This is a genomic window from Nocardia vaccinii NBRC 15922 (assembly GCF_001613305.1).
In the GTDB taxonomy this organism is placed as follows: Bacteria; Actinomycetota; Actinomycetes; order Mycobacteriales; family Mycobacteriaceae; genus Nocardia; species Nocardia vaccinii.
Window position 1 is genome coordinate 23,498 of the sequence record NZ_BDCC01000065.1, and the last position, 16,616, is coordinate 40,113.

A 16,616-nucleotide genomic window follows, 5' to 3' on the forward strand; every position below is an offset into this window, starting at 1 on the left:
GGCGTAACCGGGCCCAGCCCCGCGTTCGGCTCGACGAACTGGGCGAAGTTCGCCGGTGGCGGCGCCAGGTCCTGTATTCGGTGAACTCGCCGCGATCAGCCGACGCGGGACGTAGGGCATCGATACGGGGGACCGCGGTCCCTGTCGCTGTCGGCCGCTGATTCGGTTCAGTGGATTTGACCGTATTCGGGCCGGTCAGAAGGAGTGTGCGATGACTCGGTTGCCGACGAGCCCCGAGCCGCGGGCGTGGAAGGATCGGCTCGGCGCGTGGCTGGAACCGTCGCTGGTAGTGGTCACGGTGGCGCCACTGGCGGTCGGGGCGCTGTTGTGGGTGCTGGGATTGCGCGATGCGGCGGACGTGTGCTGGATCGTGGCGACCGTGGCGGCGTTCGTGCCGGCGCTTTACTGGATGATCGCCACGCTGGTGAAGGGCCGCGCGGGTGTAGACCTGATCGCGGTGTTGTCATTGGCGGGAACGCTTCTGGTCGGTGAATACCTGGCCGGCGCGTTGATCGCGGTCATGCTGGCCGGTGGCCGCGCTCTCGACGCCGCGGCCGAGCGGCGCGCGTCGCGCGATCTGCGGGCGCTGCTCGAGCATGCGCCGCGTTCCGCACGCCGCCGCGTCGGTGACGAGGTGACGGTGATTCCGCTGGACGAGGTCGCGGTCGGTGACCTGCTCGTGGTCGCCGTGGGCGAGGTGGTGCCCGTGGACGGCCGCATTCTCGATACCGTTGCGGTGCTGGACGAATCGGTGCTGACCGGTGAGTCGCTCCAGGTGGAGCGGGTGTCCGGTGAGCCGGTGCGCAGTGGTGTGGTGAACGCGGGCGACGCGTTCGAGATGCGGGCGAGTGCGACCGCGGCCGACAGCACGTATGCGGGGATCGTGCGGTTGGCTCAGGAGGCCGGGGCCGAGAACGCGCCGGTGGTGCGGCTGGCCGATCGGTATGCCGCATGGTTCCTGCCCCTGGCGCTGCTCGTCGCGGGCGCGGCCTATGTGTGGAGTGGTTCCGCGGTGCGAGCGGTCGCGGTGCTGGTGGTGGCGACGCCGTGCCCGCTGTTGCTGGCCGCGCCGGTGGCGATTGTCTCGGGGTTGTCGCGTGCCTCGCGTTCGGGTGTTGTCGTGCGCGGTGGCGGCGCGCTGGAAAACCTCGGCCACGCAACGACACTCGTGATGGACAAGACGGGCACACTCACCGAGGGCCGTCCACAGGTCGTGGATGTGATTGCCGCACCGGGCCGCGACCCCGCGGAGATGATGCGGCTGGGCGCCTCGGTCGACCAGGTGTCACCGCATGTGCTGGCCGAAGCGATCGTCACCGAGGCGCTGGCTCGCGGCCTCGAACTGTCGGCCCCGGCCGATGTGGCCGAGCAGGCGGGGCGGGGCGTATCCGGGACCGTCGGGGGCCATCGCGTCGATGTCGGCAAACTGCCGGAGACGCTCACCGGGGCGGAGTGGGCTCGTAAGGTGATCAACCGGGCGAGCCTGGATTCGGCCGCGGTCGCGTGGATCGTCGTGGACGGTGAACTGTCCGCCGCGATCCTGCTGCGAGACCCGTTGCGGCGGCAGGCGCCACGTACGATTCGCCGATTGCGACAGGCGGGTCTGAACCGTCTGGTCATGCTCACCGGAGATCGGCCCGAACCCGCACGCGAGGTGGCCACCGTCCTCGGCCTCGACGAGGTGTACGCGGGTCAGAGCCCGTCGGACAAGGTGGAGGCGGTCCGCCACGAACGCGACCGGGCGGTCACCGTGATGGTCGGCGACGGCGTCAACGATGCCCCCGCGCTGGCCACAGCCACGATCGGCGTCGCGATGGGGGCACGCGGATCCACCGCGTCCTCGGAGGCCGCCGACATCGTGCTCACCAGCGACCGATTGGATCGGCTCGCCGATGCCATGGACACCGCCCGATGGTCGCGTCGTATCGCCGTGCAGAGCGCGGTCGTCGGCATGAGCCTGTCGCTGCTCGCCATGATCGTCGCCGCGCTGGGCTGGTTGCCCCCTGCCGCGGGCGCGCTCTTGCAGGAGGGCATCGATGTGGCAGTGATCCTGAACGCCTTGCGCGCCCTGCGCGGCAATCCGGCGCTGCACACCGAATTGGGTTCGGACACAGCGGCATTGCTGCACCGCTTCGCCGGCGAGCACGACACGTTGCGCGACACGCTTGCCCTGCTGCGCACCGCGGCCGACGACCTCGCCGCCCGTGGCGGCGATCAGACGACGCTGGCCGCGGTCGAGGATGCGCACAGATTCCTGGTCGAGGAGTTGCTGCCGCACGAGCAGGCCGAGGAAACCGAGTTGTATCCCGCGCTCGCCGCACCGCTGGGTAGCCGCGAGGCGACCGCCACCATGAGCCGCACCCACGCCGAGATCCAGCGCCTGAGCATGCGTATCGGCAACCATCTGCGCGTGGCCCGCACCGCCGGCCGCATCGGCCCGGATCAGACCGAGGATCTGCTGGCATGCCTGTACGGGCTGTATGCGTTGCTGCAGCTGCACTTCCGGCAGGAAGAGGAGAACTACTTCACGCTCGGCGACGACGCCCCCGAATATGCCACGGCGCCCGGCGAATCCGATTCCGGACCGCCGGCACCCCGATGACCCTGCCGACCCCGCCGCCTCCGGACCGGGCGGGTAGGCTGCGGCGGATGTGGCCGTCTCGCTGTGCCGCGTTGGTCGTGGTCACGATCGGCGCGGTCGTGATGTACTCGCCGACGGTGCCGTTCGCCGCCCATCGGAACAGCCGATTCGCTTCGGCCCTGGGCTTTTTCGCTCAACGCTTTTTCGCTCGACTCGGCAGTCCGCTCGACCGGTCACGGCGAGCCCACGGTGCTGCGCGATGATCTGGGAGCAGTATGCGGTCGTCGTCGCGGTGGTGTTCCTGGTCAACCTGATGCCCGCGTTCGGGCCGCCCACCGCGCTCGTTCTGGTGTTGTTCAAGCTCAATTGGCACCTGAACCCTGCCGTCCTGGTCGTCGCGGGAGCGCTCACCGCCGGCGGTGCGCGGTTCCTGCTGGCCACCGCGACCGGCCGTATTCGCGCACACCTGAGCGCGCATCGCCTTGCGAGCCTGGAAGCGGCCAAGCAATACCTGACCGGGCACAAGGCGCGGTCCCTGCTCGGATTGGCATTGTTCACGCTGTCGCCGCTTCCGTCGGCGCAACTGTTCGAAGCGGCCGGCCTGATGCGCATCAGGCTTCTTCCGATTACCGCGGCTTTCGTTGCCGGGCGGCTGGTCAGCTACTCCCTCTACATCGGCGCTTCCAGCGTTGCCGAGCGCAGTCTCGGCGCAGCGTTCACCAACTCGCTCACATCGGTCCCCGGGGTGGTGGTCCAGGTTCTACTGTTGGTCGCGGTCGTCCTGATCGCCCGTCTCGACTGGACGAAACTGCTCCCGCCCACTCGTGAGGCCGGTGAGCACGCGCGATAATTCGGCCGTCGCGGCTAGGACGACCGGCCCGACTGGGTATGCAGTTCGAGGTAATTGTCGATCTTGAATCGGTGGAAAGTGCGTCGATGCTGAGGGGGCAGCCGTGGTTCTGCTTTCTCGGCGGTGATGATCGCGGGTTCGATCGTGTCGAATGTGCGGCCGTGGACCTGGACGGTGGCTCGGCCCTCGTGCATGACGTTGCGCAGCCAGTCGACTCGCGTGCCGTACGGCAGCGGAATGATGACCCCGTCCGGCACCTCTTCCACGACGACTGGCGTGGCATAGGCTTTCCCGGAACGTCGGCCGGTGTGCCGGACCACTCCCGCGTACCAGTGTTCGCGGCCTGCCATGGTCATCATGACCGGGTTGGTCACGTACTTGTTCACTACCCGCATCCGATCGCGGATCGCGGAGGTCATGCTGGAAATCCCTGGATTGTCGGCCATCACTCGAGAATGATCTCGGGCCGGCACGGCCGACAGAGTCGATCGGACCCTGCCCGAAGGGCATTTGGGTAACTGTCCGATGCCGTCTCGCCCATGTCCCCCGGTGTCGGTGACTACCGGCCCTTCCCGTGCCGTGCGCGGGACGGCGACCCTGAGCAGATGAGCCGACACGCGCACCCGGATGCGCTGGCCGCAGCCGAGGCCGCGGCGGCATCAGGGGCTCCCGCACTGGGTATGACAGGGGTGGGCAAGACCTATGGTTCCGGCGCCGCACGGGTGGTCGCGCTGCGCGATGTGGATCTGGACGTACGGCCCGGCGAGTTCGTGGTGCTGCTGGGGCCGTCGGGGTCGGGCAAGACAACGCTGCTGAACCTGGCGGGCGGGATCGAGGAGCCCACGTCGGGCGCGATCGAGGTGGCCGGCGTGGATATCGGCACACTGACAGAAAAGCAGCGCACCGCGTTCCGGCGGGACCGGGTGGGATTCGTGTTCCAGTTCTTCAACCTCGTCCCCACGCTGACCGCCCTGGAGAACGTGGAGATCCTGGCGGAATTGACCGGATCCGATGCCGCCGCCCGCAGCCGCACGGCGCTCGATCTGGTCGGTGTCGGCGACGTCGCCGACCGATTCCCCGGTCAGCTGTCGGGCGGCCAGCAGCAACGGGTCGCGATCGCGCGCGCGATCGTGAAGGAGCCGCCGCTGTTGCTGTGTGACGAACCGACCGGCAGCCTCGACCTCACGACCGGCCGGCAGGTGCTGGCCGTGCTGCGCGAACTCGCGCGGGAGGGACACCACACCGTCCTGGTCGTGACCCACAACTCCGAGATCGCCCGCATGGCGGACCGCGTGGTGTGGCTGCATTCCGGTGCGATCAGCCGCTCGGAGACGGTCGCCCATCCGCTCGAGGCATCGGAGTTGCGGTGGTGAGCCGGGTGCTGCAGCGCAAACTGCTCCGCGACCTGTGGCGGCAGCGTTGGCAGTTCCTGGCTGTCGCCGCGATTCTGGCCATCGGCGTGACGGCGTTCGTCGCGGCGCAGGACGCCTACCGCAACCTCGATCAATCCTTCGCCCGCGCCTACGACAACCAGCGGCTACCCGACGCCGTGATCTCCGGGCCGGGCGCCGCCGAGTCGATCGCTGCGCTGCGCGGGCTGCCGGGCGAGCCGATCGTGCAGGTGCGCCACCAGAGCGACGTCGGCATCCGCATCAACGGGCACACTTTCCTGGGTCGCGCCATCGGAATCCCGCAAGCGGCACAGCCCGATGTTTCCCGGCTGGCGATGCAATCCGGCACCCTGCCTCCGACCGGCGGGCTCGCCGTGGAACAGCATCTCGCGGACCATTACGGCCTGCATCCGGGTGATCGCGTCGACCTGCTGACTTCCCGAGGCTGGCAACCGATTCCGGTGACCGGATCGGCATTGTCGGCCGAGTACTTCTGGCCCGCACGCTCGAGCCAGGAGATCATGACCACGCCCGAGCACTTCGGTGTCGTGTTCCTGCCCGACAGCGACCTGGTCCAAAATCTTCCGGACCCCACCGATCAGGTTGCGCTGTACGCCGGTGATCGCTCCGCGGCCGCCGCACTCGTTCGCGCAGCCGAGCCGATAGCCGCGGACCATGGCCTGCAACTGCTCCCGCGCGATCAGCAGCCGTCGTACCGGGCGCTACAGGACGACGTGAACGCGTTCGGCTCGTTCGCCAACCTGCTGCCGTGGCTGTTCCTGGCGGCCGCGGCGCTGGGTACCTACGTGCTGCTCTCGCGGGTGGTGGCGGCGCAGCGCGCTGTCATCGGAACCCTGACCGCCAACGGGTTCTCCTCAGGCCTGCTGCGCCTGCATTATCTCGGCTACGGCCTGGCCTGCGCGGTGCTGGGCATCGTTCCCGGCCTGCTCGGGGGCTATCTGTTCGGCGGATGGATCACCACCCGGTACACCCAGGCGCTCGGGTTGCCGCTGCACGTCACCACCCTGCACCCGATCATCCTGCTCACGGCGACCGGCGCGACGTTCGCCGCCGCGGCACTCGCCGCGTGGGCGCCGGCCCGCGCGGCCGCGCGCATGCGTCCCGCCGAGGCCATGCGCATCGCGCCACCGGCCCGTCGTGGTGGGCGCAGTGTCGTCGAACGCCTCGTGCCGGTGCTGCGACGCGTACCCGCACGCTGGCGCATGACGTTGCGGGCGGTGCTGCGCAGTCGCCGCCGCGCCATCTTCACGATTGTCGGTGTGGCGGTCTCGGTGAGTCTGGTGATGGTGTTCGCCGGTTTACGCGACACCGTCGCCACCTTGATCGATCGGCAGTACAGCCGAATCATGCTGCAGGACGCGGAGCTCGCCGTCACTCCCGGCAGTGCGGACTCCGTGCTGGCACGGGTCCGTCAGGATCCGGATGTCGCGGCGGCCGAGGCTGTGGGCCGTTACAACGTCGAACTCTCCGCGGGAGACCGGCACTACGACAGTCTCGTGATCAGCCTGCCGCCCGGCACGCAGATGCACCGATTCACCGCGAAATCCGGCTCGAATCAGCTCTCCGACAAGGGCTTACTTCTCGAATGGAGCCTGCGGGACACCCTCGGAATCTCGGTCGGCGACACCGTCGCGATCACCGTCGGCACGACCGGGCGCCGGATCTCGGTGCCGGTCGCCGGATTCGTCGATGAACCCTTGTCACCGGTGGCCTACGTCTCGGCCGATTATCTGCGGCGCGTCCTCGGGCCGGTGCCGGACACGGGTGTGCTGGTGAAGCTGCGGCCCGGCGTCACCGACGAGCGGGCCGTGTCCGATCGGATCACCGCCATACCCGGCACCGTGGCATACCTGTCCACCGCCACCGTCGCGTCGGCCATGCGACAGGCGTTCGCCATGTACGACACACTCGTCGGCATCCTGCTCGGCTTCGCCGCGATCATGGCCGCGGCACTCCTGTTCAACGCCATGTCGGCAAATATCGGCGAGCGGCTCGGTGAACTCGGCGCTCTGCGTGCGGCCGGCATGGCGTCGGGAATGCTGTCGCGACTGATCGCCGCCGAGAACCTGGTCCTGGCTGTACTGGGTATTCCGATCGGTGTGGGTTGCGGCATCCTGCTGGCTCGCTGGCTGCTGTCCACCTACGAGAACCAGGGGGCCTACCTGGAACTCGCCATGCGCTCGTACACGCCCGCGCTGGTGGCGGCCGCTGTCCTCGTCGCCGCGCTGGTCGTCCAATTCCCCGCGCTGCGTCGCGTCCGCGACCTCGATATCGCCCGCATCGTCCGGGAGCGGTCACTGTGATCGCCGGACCGGATCGGATACCGCGACAGACGATTCGGTGTGACCAACGGCGGCCGGGCAACGGGCGCAGGACCCTGTCGATGACGCGGGAACAGAGCGGACCGTTGCCTTATGACCGACGACAACTCCGATCGCATCGAGCACGCGGTGCTCATCGCGTATGCCACCGCCGCGGGTTCCACCGCCCAGCTCCGGCGACAGACAGGTTTCAACGGATCCAGGAGTGAGGACAGACAATGGTCACAGTGTTCATGTTCCCCGCGTATTCGCTGGTAGCTCGTCTGACCGTCGCGGCGATCCCGGACGCGGCGCTGGTTGCCTCGGTGGCCGCCCTCTCGGCGATTGTGGCCACCGGCACGGTCGTGCAGTTGATCCGGATCGGGCGTCGCGGCGCCGGAATGCGCAGAACGGTGGTCGCCACGGCGGGCGCGGTCGCGTTGGCCGGCGCGGCGGCGGCGTATTCGCCGGCCACGGCGAAATCACCCGCATTGGCGGATTCCACCCGAGCCGACGCGTGGTCGGCAATGCACGGTGAGGCGTTCGCGCACGCGAAATACCTTGCCTACGCCGACCAGGCACGGGTAAGTCGGCATATGCGCGCGGCGCGGGCGTTCACCGACGCCGCGGCCACCGAGCTGACCGACCATTTCGCCCGGGAGGCCGATCTGATCGGGTTCGCCCCCGACAACACCACCGATCTGCGGGATGCGATCGCCGGCGAGACCGGTGAGGCGACCGGCCTCTATCCGAAGATGGCCGCCCGGGCGGCCGCGGCCGGGGACGCTGCGGCGGCCGCTCTGCTCACCGAGATCGCCGGCGATGAGGCCGCCCATGCGAGGGATTTCACCGCGGCACTGATGGCGGTCACGACCAGCGACCGGGTCGTATCCGTTCCGGCCGGACCGGTCGTTGTGCCGGTGGCGATCACGCCCGGCCCGGCCCGAGTGTCCGCGGCGACGGCGACGGACCTGCGCGCCGCGATGGCCGGTGAGGCCTTCGCACATGCCAAGTACCTGCGCTACGCGCAGGTCGCGCAGCGGACCGGAAACCCGGCGCTGGGCCAGTTGTTCACCCGCACAGCGGATGTGGAACTGCGGGAACACTTCGCGGCGCAAGCCGATCTTGCCGGTCTGGTATCGCCCGACACCCGGACGAATCTCACCGACGCGGCCAGCGGGGAAGCGCACGAGGCGGATTCGATGTATCCGGATTACGCGCGGCAGGCGGACCGGGCAGGAGACCCGCAGGCGGCCACCCTGTTCCGCGAGATCGGCAGCGACGAGAAAGCGCATCAGCGGGCGTTCACCGCGGCAGCGGATCGGTGACGGCCATCAGAACGAGCTGATCCACCCGGCCGGCGTCCTCGCGCCCCTGCGCTCGAGGGCCCGGCGGAATCGACGGGAACGAGCCGTCTCGGACGTGCTCGAGCCCAGGCCGGCCGGTGTGGTCCGATGGCATGCTCGTCTCCGGTGGCTTCCTGCCCGAAGGGTCGGGGGCGTAGTGCCCTGATGGATGCCCGGGACGGAAACGACCATGAGATCATGGCCTCCGATACCGATACCCCTGTCGCCGCCGAGCCGGTGATCTCGTGTTCCGGGTTGACCAAGGACTTCGGCGGGGGGCGTGGTGTTTTCGATCTCGATTTGACCGTCCGGGCCGGTGAGACGTTCGGGTTCATCGGCCCCAATGGCGCCGGGAAGACGACCACGATCCGATTGCTGATGGATCTTGCCCGCCCCGACCGCGGCTACGCGCGTGTGCTGGGGCTCGACTCCCGCGCCGACAGTGTCGCGGTCAAGCGCAGGACCGGATACCTGCCGGGTGAACTGGTGCAATGGCCGAGAGTCACCGCGGGATACGTGCTGGGTATGTTGGCCGGTCTGCGCGGCGGGGTCGACGAGAACTATCTGCACTCGCTGGCCGACCGCCTGCATCTGGACCCGAGTCGCCGATACGAAGACCTGTCACACGGCAACAAACAGAAGGTCGGGTTGATCCAGACGTTCATGCACCGGCCGGAACTGCTCATTCTCGACGAGCCCACCCTCGGTCTGGATCCTTTGATGCAGCGCGTGTTCCACGACCTGTTGCGTGAGGCCACCGACGCCGGGGCCACGGTGCTGCTGTCGTCGCACGTGCTGTCGGAAGTGGAATCGGTATGCGATCGCATCGCCCTCATCCGTGACGGCCGAGTGCGCCGGATCGGTTCGCTGAACGACCTGCGCGCCAAGCGGATCCACCTGGTCGAAGCGATCGTGACCGGCGAACTGGACACCGTGACGCTTCGCGGTGTGCCCGGGGTCGGTAACCCACGCCTGGCCGGCCACAAGTTGACCTGCTCGGTTCAGGGGTCGATCGGGCCGCTACTGCGGAAGCTGACCGCGGCGGGGGTGGTAGAGCTGGACAGTCACGAGCTGTCGCTCGAGGAGGTGTTCCTGCATGAGTTCGACACCGCCGAGCCTGTGGCTGGTCGCTGATACCGTCCGCACGCACCGCCGCGGCATCCTCGGCTGGATCGTGGGCGGCGCGGTGGCGATGCCGGCGATCGCCGCCGGATTCCGCAGTGAGGTAGGACGTTTCGCGGGTGGGCCGCGCGGGATGGCCGACAGTATGCAGGCCGGGGTGCAGGCGATGCGGTTGTTGCGTTGGCCCGCAGACCGGCTCGACACCCTCGGCGGCTACCTCACCTATCACAACGTCACCCTGTTCGTGCTGTTCCTCGCCTTGTACAGCGCCGTGCAGGGCGTCGGGGCGGTGCGTGGCGCCGAGGCGGGGCACGCGGTCGAGGTGATTCTGGCGACCGGGCAGTCCCGATCCCGGCTGGTGCTCGGTCGTACGCTCGGGTTCGCCGTGGTATTGGCGGTGATCGGTGTGGGGCTCGGGTTGGGGCTCGCGGGCGCGATGGCGATCGGCGGCGAATCGAACCTCTCCGGTTCGCTTCTGACCGGATTCGGTTGTGCGGCATGCGCTTTCGCTGGGTACGGGATCGGCGCGGTCGTCGGACAGCTGGGCGGAACGCCCCGGTCCTCGAATGCGGTGGCGGCGTTGATCGTGGTCGCGGCGTATCTGTACACGAATGTCTGGGACCGGTTCGGCCGGCTGGAAGTGCTGCGGTTCGCCTCGCCGTTCTACTACTTCACCCGTTGCCGCGCCCTGGTACCCGGCGTCGGATTCGATGTGGTGTCCCTGTCGGTGCTCCTGGCCGCCGCCGCATTGTCCGCAGGGGCAGCGGCGTGGGTGTTCTGCCGCCGCGATATCGGGTCCCCGTTGTTGTCGTTGCGGGCACGACCGGGCGGGGAGCGCATCCGGGTGCAGCAACCCGCGCTGGCCAGGCTCTGGACAGCGATCCTGGTGCGCGAACGCTCGGGGCTTTTCGTGTGGGCTGCCGCCGCGGCGGCCGGGGTCGGGTTGATGGCCTGGCTCGAGCCCGAGGTGACCGACATGTGGGAGAAGTTCGATATCAGTCGCCGGATGCTGCAGGCCGATCCCGGTTTCAGCCCAGCCGATCAATACCTCGGGTTCGTCTCCGAGTTCACCGGCCCGATCGTCGCGGCATTCGTCACCACCCAGGCCGCCGGATGGGCGGGCGATCTCGCACAAGGCCGCACCGCGATGCTGCTGTCGACACCGCTGTCGAGGGCGGCGCTGATCCGGCAACGGCTGGCCGCCCTGATCGCGGGTGCGGTCGCGGTGATCGTCGCCGCGACGGCGGGGATGTCGATCGCCATGCGAGTCATCGACGCCGACGCGCAGGGCCCGGGGCTGGTGCGGACGATGCTGACCATGCTGCTGTTCGCGATCGGACTGGCCGGGGTGGGGGCCTGGTTCGTCGCCTGGTTCCCACGGTTCGCGGTGACCGCGCTCGGCACCGTGCTCGCGCTGTCCTACCTGCTCATGCTACTGGTTCCCATGTTCGGCTGGCCGTCCTGGTTGACCCGGTTGTCGGTGTTCGGTGCGATCGGTCACCCATACCTGCAGAATCCTCCGCTGGGCAGCCTCGCATTCCTCGGCCTGCTCGCCGTCACCGGATACCTGCTCGCCGTCGTCGGCTCCAATCGCCTCGCCGCGGCGGCCTGACCAGGGGTCCGGGATATCGGGCGCACAGCCACCGGTACCGGCCAACGCACCACTGGCGATCGAAGCGCCGCCGCGGACGACGCGAGCGCGGATGCGATCACCCGGGCCTGATCGGGCAGCGCGATGTGGCTGCCGTCGCAGGCGATTCCGGCGCGTCGAATCGTCGTCAGGCTGCGCAGCCGAGGGTCACGCCGCCGTCGATGACGAGCGTCTGGCCGGTGATCCAGCCGGCCCCCTCCGACAGCAGGAAGGCGACCGCCCCGCCGATGTCTTCCGGAATGCCCAGGCGACCGAGTGGATAACCGGCGGATACCTCGTCCTCGCGCCCCTCGTAGAGCGCGGTGGCGAACTTGGTCTTCACCACCGCGGGAGCAACCGCGTTGACGCGGATGCCCGGGCTGAGCTCGACAGCGAGTTGCTGGGTCAACCGGGCCAGCGCGGCCTTGCTCACGCCGTACATCCCGATGTTCGCCTCCACCAGACTCGTGCCGGCGGCCAATGGCATGCCCGCCGACACCCTGGGCCTCGATCCCGGCTACGGACTCTTCGCCACGGCCGACGGGCGATGGCTCTCGCTCAGCATCGCGTTCGAGGACCACTTCTGGCGGGCCCTGTGCCCGGCCCTGGAACTGCCCGATCTCTCGACGCTCACCGGGCCGCAACGCGTCGGACGCCGCGCGGAATTGCGCGCGGCGGTGGCCGAGCGAATCGTCTCGAAGGATCTCGCGCACTGGGAACGCCGCCTCGGCTCCGCGGGAATCGCGTACGGGGCCGTCCAGGATCTCCGGGATGTGCTCACGGACGCGCACATCCAAGCCCGCGAGCTGTTCCAAGCCGTGGACGGCCGGACGTTCTTCCGCCAGCCGCTGCGGGTGGACGGTACCGCACCGGGGCCCCGTTCCGGCGTGGCGGGACTGGGCGAACACACCACCGAGGTGCTGCGCGAAGCCGGTTACTCCGCGGTGACCATCGACGAACTGCTCCGCTGCGGAGCTGCCGCCCAATCACAACTCACCGGTGAGTATTAATCTGGTTCCACCAGACGAACCGGGGATACAGATGGCACGAGAACGAGCAACCGACACGACCGCATTGGTGGCCGCGGCCGCGGAAGCATTCCGCAGCAAGGGGTACCGCAACGCGACCATCGACGACATCGCCGAGGCGGCGGGGATTTCCCGCCCCACGGTGTACAAGTACACGCGCAGCAAGCAGCGGCTCCTGGATCTCATGGTGGAGCAGGTCACGACCGATCTGGGTGTCCGGCTCGAGCAGATCCTGAAGAGCGGCGAGCCCGCACCGGCCCGGCTGCACGAGGTCATCCGGGCGCACATCGACGCGGCGATCGGCCACCGCACCTTCTACGCGATCATCTTCAGCGAAGAGGTCGAGATCTCGGACGAGGCCCGCACGCTGTTCCAGAAGTGGGCGCGCCAGCGCAACCACGAATTCCAGGCATTGCTCGACGAATGCCTTGCGCTGCAACGGGAGCCGGCTCCGATCGACACCCATGTCGCGGCGAACCTGGTGCTGTCGATGTTGAACTCGGTCTACCGCTGGTACGAACCCGGTGGCGAGGTCACTCCGGAACAACTCACCGACCAGATCACAATTCTGCTGAAGGGCCTGTTCCCCGAACGCTAGAGATTCGCGCTTCTACTGCGGCGCCAACGCTCGGCGAGCTCGATATGGGAAACGGTCAGGTTCCGGACACGCCGCAGGGCGCGGTGGCGCGCAGCCCGAGCCGGCGTAGCAACAGGGTCGCCGGGCACCAACCCGCGGTGCCGTACAACAGCAGATTCGCGCCGACGAACCCGGTGCCGACGAGCCACCAGCGCGACCACGCGGCGGCGAGGACCGCGGTGATCAGCACGAGGACGCCCGCCATCAGCGGTACGACGCGGGCGATGGACCAGCCGTGGTGCCGCGGTAGGTTCGGCATGAGTTGACCTCCGTAATCGATTGTGCGCCTGCGGGTTCAGGCAAGGGCGAGAGCGAGTGTCACCGGTTCGGCCTCGCTCGTCGGTCCGATCCCCGGCGGATTCACCGGCCATGCGTTCGCGTAGCCCGGCGGCGAGCTTTGGCGACCGGCCATGGTCACGACCACCCGCCGAGCACTCCGCCCATGAGGTGACCTACGGCGGCGAAACGACCCCCGAGCCGGTCATCGCTTCTTCGCTCATATACCCCCTAGGGTATGCCGCCGATTGGCATCGAATATACCCACAGGGGTATCTATGAGCAAAGGAGGTTTCGGTCACAACGGTCGTCGCCGATCCTCGTAGCCTCGGCCGCAGCGGGAGCCCGCAGCGCGGGCATCGGCCGCAGCGCTCTCCGAGCAGTCCTACGTGTCATCATCGGCGGCGCAGCGGGAATGGCATTCACCTACGGGATATGCCACCCATCCGGCACCGCCATCGGCCGCTGCGGCCGGTATCACGTGACCAGTCGTCCCGGCGCTGTCAGCTGTCAGCTGCCGTTGGCCTTCTTCAGATGCGCGATCTCGTTGCCCCACACCGACTGCGACCCGGCATCGCCGATGCGGTAGATCTGCACCACCGACGCGGCGCCGACCACCACCGCGAGCACTGCCACCGCCGCCGTCACGATCGCGTGCGGTTTTGCCCCGCGCCGTTCGGCGACCTGCAGCACGGCCAGGACGATCGCGACGACCAGAAGCGCGATGGAGAAGTACAGCATCGTGTCACCGCGATCGGCATGTTCGCGCAGGATCGGGTCAGGGTTCTTGCGCAGGTCGTACAACCATTCCCCGGCGTGAATGGTGATCGGAGTCAACACCATCGTGATCGCGGCCAGAATCAGCGTCAGCCACACCAGGTGCCCGCGCCGCGCCGCAGGCCACACCGCGCACACGATCTCGAGCACCGCGGTCAACGGCGCCAGCGCAACGACGAAATGTACGAACAGCGCGTGCGCCGGCAGGTTGTTGATGACGGTCATGCGGCTCCTCGACCAGTTCGCGGTGGCACCGCGGCGTCCGCCCTCGCGATCCGGCCGCCACAGCGACTCGAGCATAAAGGAACCCGCGCCCGCCACAGCGGAAGTTCACCACGCCGTCATCCCACCGCCGGGCAGTGTTACGCCCACCCGGTGCCGGCACCCACGGGCGATCCGGGTGGGGGTGTCCACCGCGACCACCCCGTCGCCGCCGGGCACACCGCGGAGGGGCGCAGTGGACATCACCGGTCTCACTCGGCCGTTTCCGTCCACGTGACCGGCAGTTCGTGAACGCCGTAGATGTTCATGTCGGTGCGCACTTTCACCTCCTCGGCGGGGATGGCCAGCCGGAGCGTCGGAAAGCGCCGCAGCAATCCGGCGAAGCCCGCCCGCATCTCGATGCGGGCCAACTGCTGGCCGAGGCACAGGTGGACGCCGTGGCCGAAGGACAGGTGGCCGCGGGCCTTGCGGCGGATGTCCAGCGTGTCGGGGTTCTCGTAGCGCTGGGGGTCGTGGTTGGCGGCCAGCAGGGAAACGACGACGGTCGAGCCCTCGGGGATGGTCTCGCCGCAGAGTTCGATGTCCTCGGTGGCGTAGCGGTAGAAGATGTCGGCGACGGAGAGGTAGCGCATGAGTTCCTCGACGGCATCGGGCATCAGGTCGGGCTCGGCGCGCAATTCCGCCGCCTGCCCGGGGTTCTCCAGGAGCGCGAAGGTACCCAGGCCCAGCATGTTCGCGGTGGTCTCGTGGCCCGCGAGCAGCAGCAGGAAGGAGATGCCGGTCAGTTCCTCGATGGTCAGGTCGTCCTGGCGGGCGAGGTCGGACAGGATGTCCTCGCCCGGTTCGGCGCGCTTGTGGGTCACCAGTTCGGCGAGGTAGGTGTTCAGTGCGATGTACGCCCCCATCTTCTCCTCGAGCGGCTGGTCCTTGACCATGAACTTGGCGAAGTCGGCCTGGAAGCTGTCCCGGTCGGCATAGGGAACGCCGAGCAGCTCACAGATCACCAGCGAAGGGACCGGCAGCGCGAACTCGGCCACCAGATCCACCGGTGGGGTCAGGCGGGTCATCCGGTCCAGCTGCCGTTCGGTGATCTCGATGATGTGCTCGTCGAGCTGCTTCATCCGTTTGACGGTGAAGGCGCCGATCAGCTTGCGGCGCAACCGAGTATGGTCCGGCGGGTCCATGGCGACGAACATGCCGGGAATCTGCGGGGACGGTTCGGTCGGAGTGGGCATGCCCGGAATCTCGTACGGCACATGCAGAACGCCGATGTCCAGGCGCGAGCTGAACCGGGTATCGGCCAGGAGCGCGCGAACCGCGTCGTAGCCGGTGACGAGCCAACCTTCGTGACCGTCGGGGAAGATCAGCGGGCTGACCGGACGGACGCCACGGAGTTCGGTGATCTCGCGGGGCGGGTCGAAGGGGCCGCGGTTGCGCTGCATGGGCAGGCCGTGCGGGATGGAAGCCGTTCGGCTCATCGGAATTTCCTTTCATGGCGATCGTCCGCCGCCCTCTGGTCGTGCGGACACCGGACGACCAGAGGACACGGGTGATCGGTCGAGGATGGTGAATGCCACAGCGATTGCGCGGGAACGAATTCCGGGCGACCGCCTTCGCGATCGGTGGGATTACGCGACGGTGGCGTGCCGGACGATGATGTTGCCGTACGAGTTGCGCGCATACACCTGCACGACGTCCTCGTCGTCCGCCGACCGGTCGACGGGCTGCATCATGTTCCGCACGCTGCCGTGCGGGGCGTTGGTTTCCACCCGCGCCGCGCTGCCCGGATGAATGCCCACCTCCAACTCGCCCATCAAGGTCTCCAGCCGCAGCACGCCGCGCGAGGCCTCGCCGATGCGGATATCACCCTTCGAGGTCTTCGCCGTCACCGAACCGTGGGTGCGCTCGACCGAGATGTCGCCGGCGGACATCTCCAGATCGCACTCACCGAATTCGCCGGAGCCCAGCAGCCGGCCCACCGCGGCGGACCCCTTCAGCCGGGAGCCGGTGGGCACCTCGATGGTCACCTCGATCGACGGGTTGCCGCCGAACGGAGCGTAGGTGCGCCAGTCCTTCGGCGTCGTCACGGTCAGGGTCCCGGCGACGAAATCGACCTGCGTCTGCTCGGCAGCGCGCACGTCGGCCTTCTTGGACGCATCGGCGGGCCGGATCTCGACGACGGTATCGGCACGGTCCGAGGCGATCACGGAAACGGTGCCGGACAGCACCTCGACGGTGACGGCGATCGGTTCCGGTGTCTGGAATGTGGTCATGGCTGGACTCTTTCTGTGCTTGCCGTGCTGTTGACGTGATTACTGTCGCGAGCCGCGCTGATACCGGCCTGACACCGATCTGACACCGCCGCTGACGACGACCAGGCCGCCATCCGATCGAACGTCATCCGTGGGCGGGCAGTGCGCGGCCCACGGCAGAAT

15 protein-coding genes and 1 pseudogene are annotated in these 16,616 nt (G+C 68.4%); 9 read left to right on the forward strand and 7 right to left on the reverse strand.

Going from position 1 to position 16,616, the window contains the following annotated elements; genetic code table 11:
* Nucleotides 1-211 precede the first annotated feature (211 nt).
* Together NV1_RS33870 and NV1_RS33880 are read left to right on the forward strand one after the other, a co-directional pair.
* Nucleotides 212-2,602 (forward strand): heavy metal translocating P-type ATPase, encoded by a 2,391-nt coding sequence (locus NV1_RS33870; RefSeq protein ID WP_067901022.1) that lies wholly within the window; start codon nt 212-214, stop codon nt 2,600-2,602.
* A 238-nt stretch (nt 2,603-2,840) separates the two neighbouring features.
* The gene (locus NV1_RS33880; protein ID WP_067901029.1) at nt 2,841-3,431 is read left to right on the forward strand and encodes a hypothetical protein; all 591 of its coding nucleotides are present in this window, start codon (nt 2,841-2,843) and stop codon (nt 3,429-3,431) included.
* Between the two features lie 14 nt (nt 3,432-3,445).
* Here NV1_RS33880 and NV1_RS33885 read toward each other — a convergent pair whose 3' ends face one another.
* On the reverse strand, nt 3,446-3,877 hold the full coding sequence (locus tag NV1_RS33885; protein ID WP_067901185.1) for a nitroreductase/quinone reductase family protein: 432 nt from the start codon (nt 3,875-3,877) through the stop codon (nt 3,446-3,448).
* A 159-nt stretch (nt 3,878-4,036) separates the two neighbouring features.
* Here NV1_RS33885 and NV1_RS33890 point away from each other — a divergent pair, with 159 nt between their 5' ends.
* The 5 genes from NV1_RS33890 to NV1_RS33910 all read left to right on the forward strand — a co-directional run bounded on the left by NV1_RS33890 (nt 4,037) and on the right by NV1_RS33910 (nt 11,223).
* Nucleotides 4,037-4,804 (forward strand): ABC transporter ATP-binding protein, encoded by a 768-nt coding sequence (locus NV1_RS33890; RefSeq protein ID WP_067901187.1) that lies wholly within the window; start codon nt 4,037-4,039, stop codon nt 4,802-4,804.
* Nucleotides 4,801-7,146 carry an FtsX-like permease family protein gene (locus NV1_RS33895; RefSeq protein WP_157117540.1) on the forward strand — a complete coding sequence of 782 codons (2,346 nt, stop codon included), beginning with the start codon at nt 4,801-4,803 and terminating at the stop codon, nt 7,144-7,146. The genes NV1_RS33890 and NV1_RS33895 overlap by 4 nt, the downstream gene beginning before the upstream one ends.
* A 236-nt stretch (nt 7,147-7,382) precedes the next feature.
* Nucleotides 7,383-8,471 (forward strand): ferritin family protein, encoded by a 1,089-nt coding sequence (locus NV1_RS33900; RefSeq protein WP_218027280.1) that lies wholly within the window; start codon nt 7,383-7,385, stop codon nt 8,469-8,471.
* A 216-nt stretch (nt 8,472-8,687) separates the two neighbouring features.
* On the forward strand, nt 8,688-9,623 hold the full coding sequence (locus NV1_RS33905) for an ABC transporter ATP-binding protein (RefSeq protein ID WP_067901193.1): 936 nt from the start codon (nt 8,688-8,690) through the stop codon (nt 9,621-9,623).
* Complete coding sequence (locus NV1_RS33910) at nt 9,586-11,223, forward strand: efflux permease Rv1217c-related protein (protein ID WP_067901035.1); 1,638 nt, start codon at nt 9,586-9,588, stop codon at nt 11,221-11,223. Before NV1_RS33905 ends, NV1_RS33910 begins: the two co-directional genes overlap by 38 nt.
* Before the next feature lie 166 nt (nt 11,224-11,389).
* Here the strand turns inward: NV1_RS33910 and NV1_RS33915 are convergent.
* Nucleotides 11,390-11,695 (reverse strand): annotated as a pseudogene (locus tag NV1_RS33915) (SDR family oxidoreductase); the annotation flags it as partial.
* Here NV1_RS33915 and NV1_RS33920 point away from each other — a divergent pair.
* Nucleotides 11,688-12,251, forward strand: coding sequence for a CoA transferase (locus tag NV1_RS33920; protein ID WP_169813472.1), 564 nt, complete (start codon nt 11,688-11,690; stop codon nt 12,249-12,251). The pseudogene NV1_RS33915 and the gene NV1_RS33920 overlap by 8 nt on opposite strands.
* A gap of 31 nt (nt 12,252-12,282) precedes the next feature.
* The gene (locus tag NV1_RS33925; protein ID WP_067901043.1) at nt 12,283-12,867 is read left to right on the forward strand and encodes a TetR/AcrR family transcriptional regulator; all 585 of its coding nucleotides are present in this window, start codon (nt 12,283-12,285) and stop codon (nt 12,865-12,867) included.
* Nucleotides 12,868-12,922: 55 nt separating this feature from the next.
* On the opposite strand, the gene NV1_RS33930 is transcribed toward NV1_RS33925, so the two are convergent.
* The 5 genes from NV1_RS33930 to NV1_RS33945 all read right to left on the reverse strand — a co-directional run bounded on the left by NV1_RS33930 (nt 12,923) and on the right by NV1_RS33945 (nt 16,454).
* The gene (locus tag NV1_RS33930; RefSeq protein ID WP_067901046.1) at nt 12,923-13,165 is read right to left on the reverse strand and encodes a YgaP family membrane protein; all 243 of its coding nucleotides are present in this window, start codon (nt 13,163-13,165) and stop codon (nt 12,923-12,925) included.
* Between the two features lie 527 nt (nt 13,166-13,692).
* On the reverse strand, nt 13,693-14,184 hold the full coding sequence (locus tag NV1_RS33935) for a DUF2231 domain-containing protein (protein WP_067901195.1): 492 nt from the start codon (nt 14,182-14,184) through the stop codon (nt 13,693-13,695).
* A 105-nt stretch (nt 14,185-14,289) separates the two neighbouring features.
* A complete protein-coding gene (locus NV1_RS46505) occupies nt 14,290-14,424 on the reverse strand; it encodes a hypothetical protein (RefSeq protein WP_281181939.1) in 135 nt (44 codons plus the stop codon).
* Nucleotides 14,425-14,432: 8 nt separating this feature from the next.
* Nucleotides 14,433-15,659 carry a cytochrome P450 gene (locus NV1_RS33940; protein WP_067901049.1) on the reverse strand — a complete coding sequence of 409 codons (1,227 nt, stop codon included), beginning with the start codon at nt 15,657-15,659 and terminating at the stop codon, nt 14,433-14,435.
* Nucleotides 15,660-15,809: 150 nt separating this feature from the next.
* On the reverse strand, nt 15,810-16,454 hold the full coding sequence (locus NV1_RS33945) for a DUF4097 family beta strand repeat-containing protein (protein ID WP_067901052.1): 645 nt from the start codon (nt 16,452-16,454) through the stop codon (nt 15,810-15,812).
* Between the last annotated feature and the right edge of the window lie 162 nt (nt 16,455-16,616).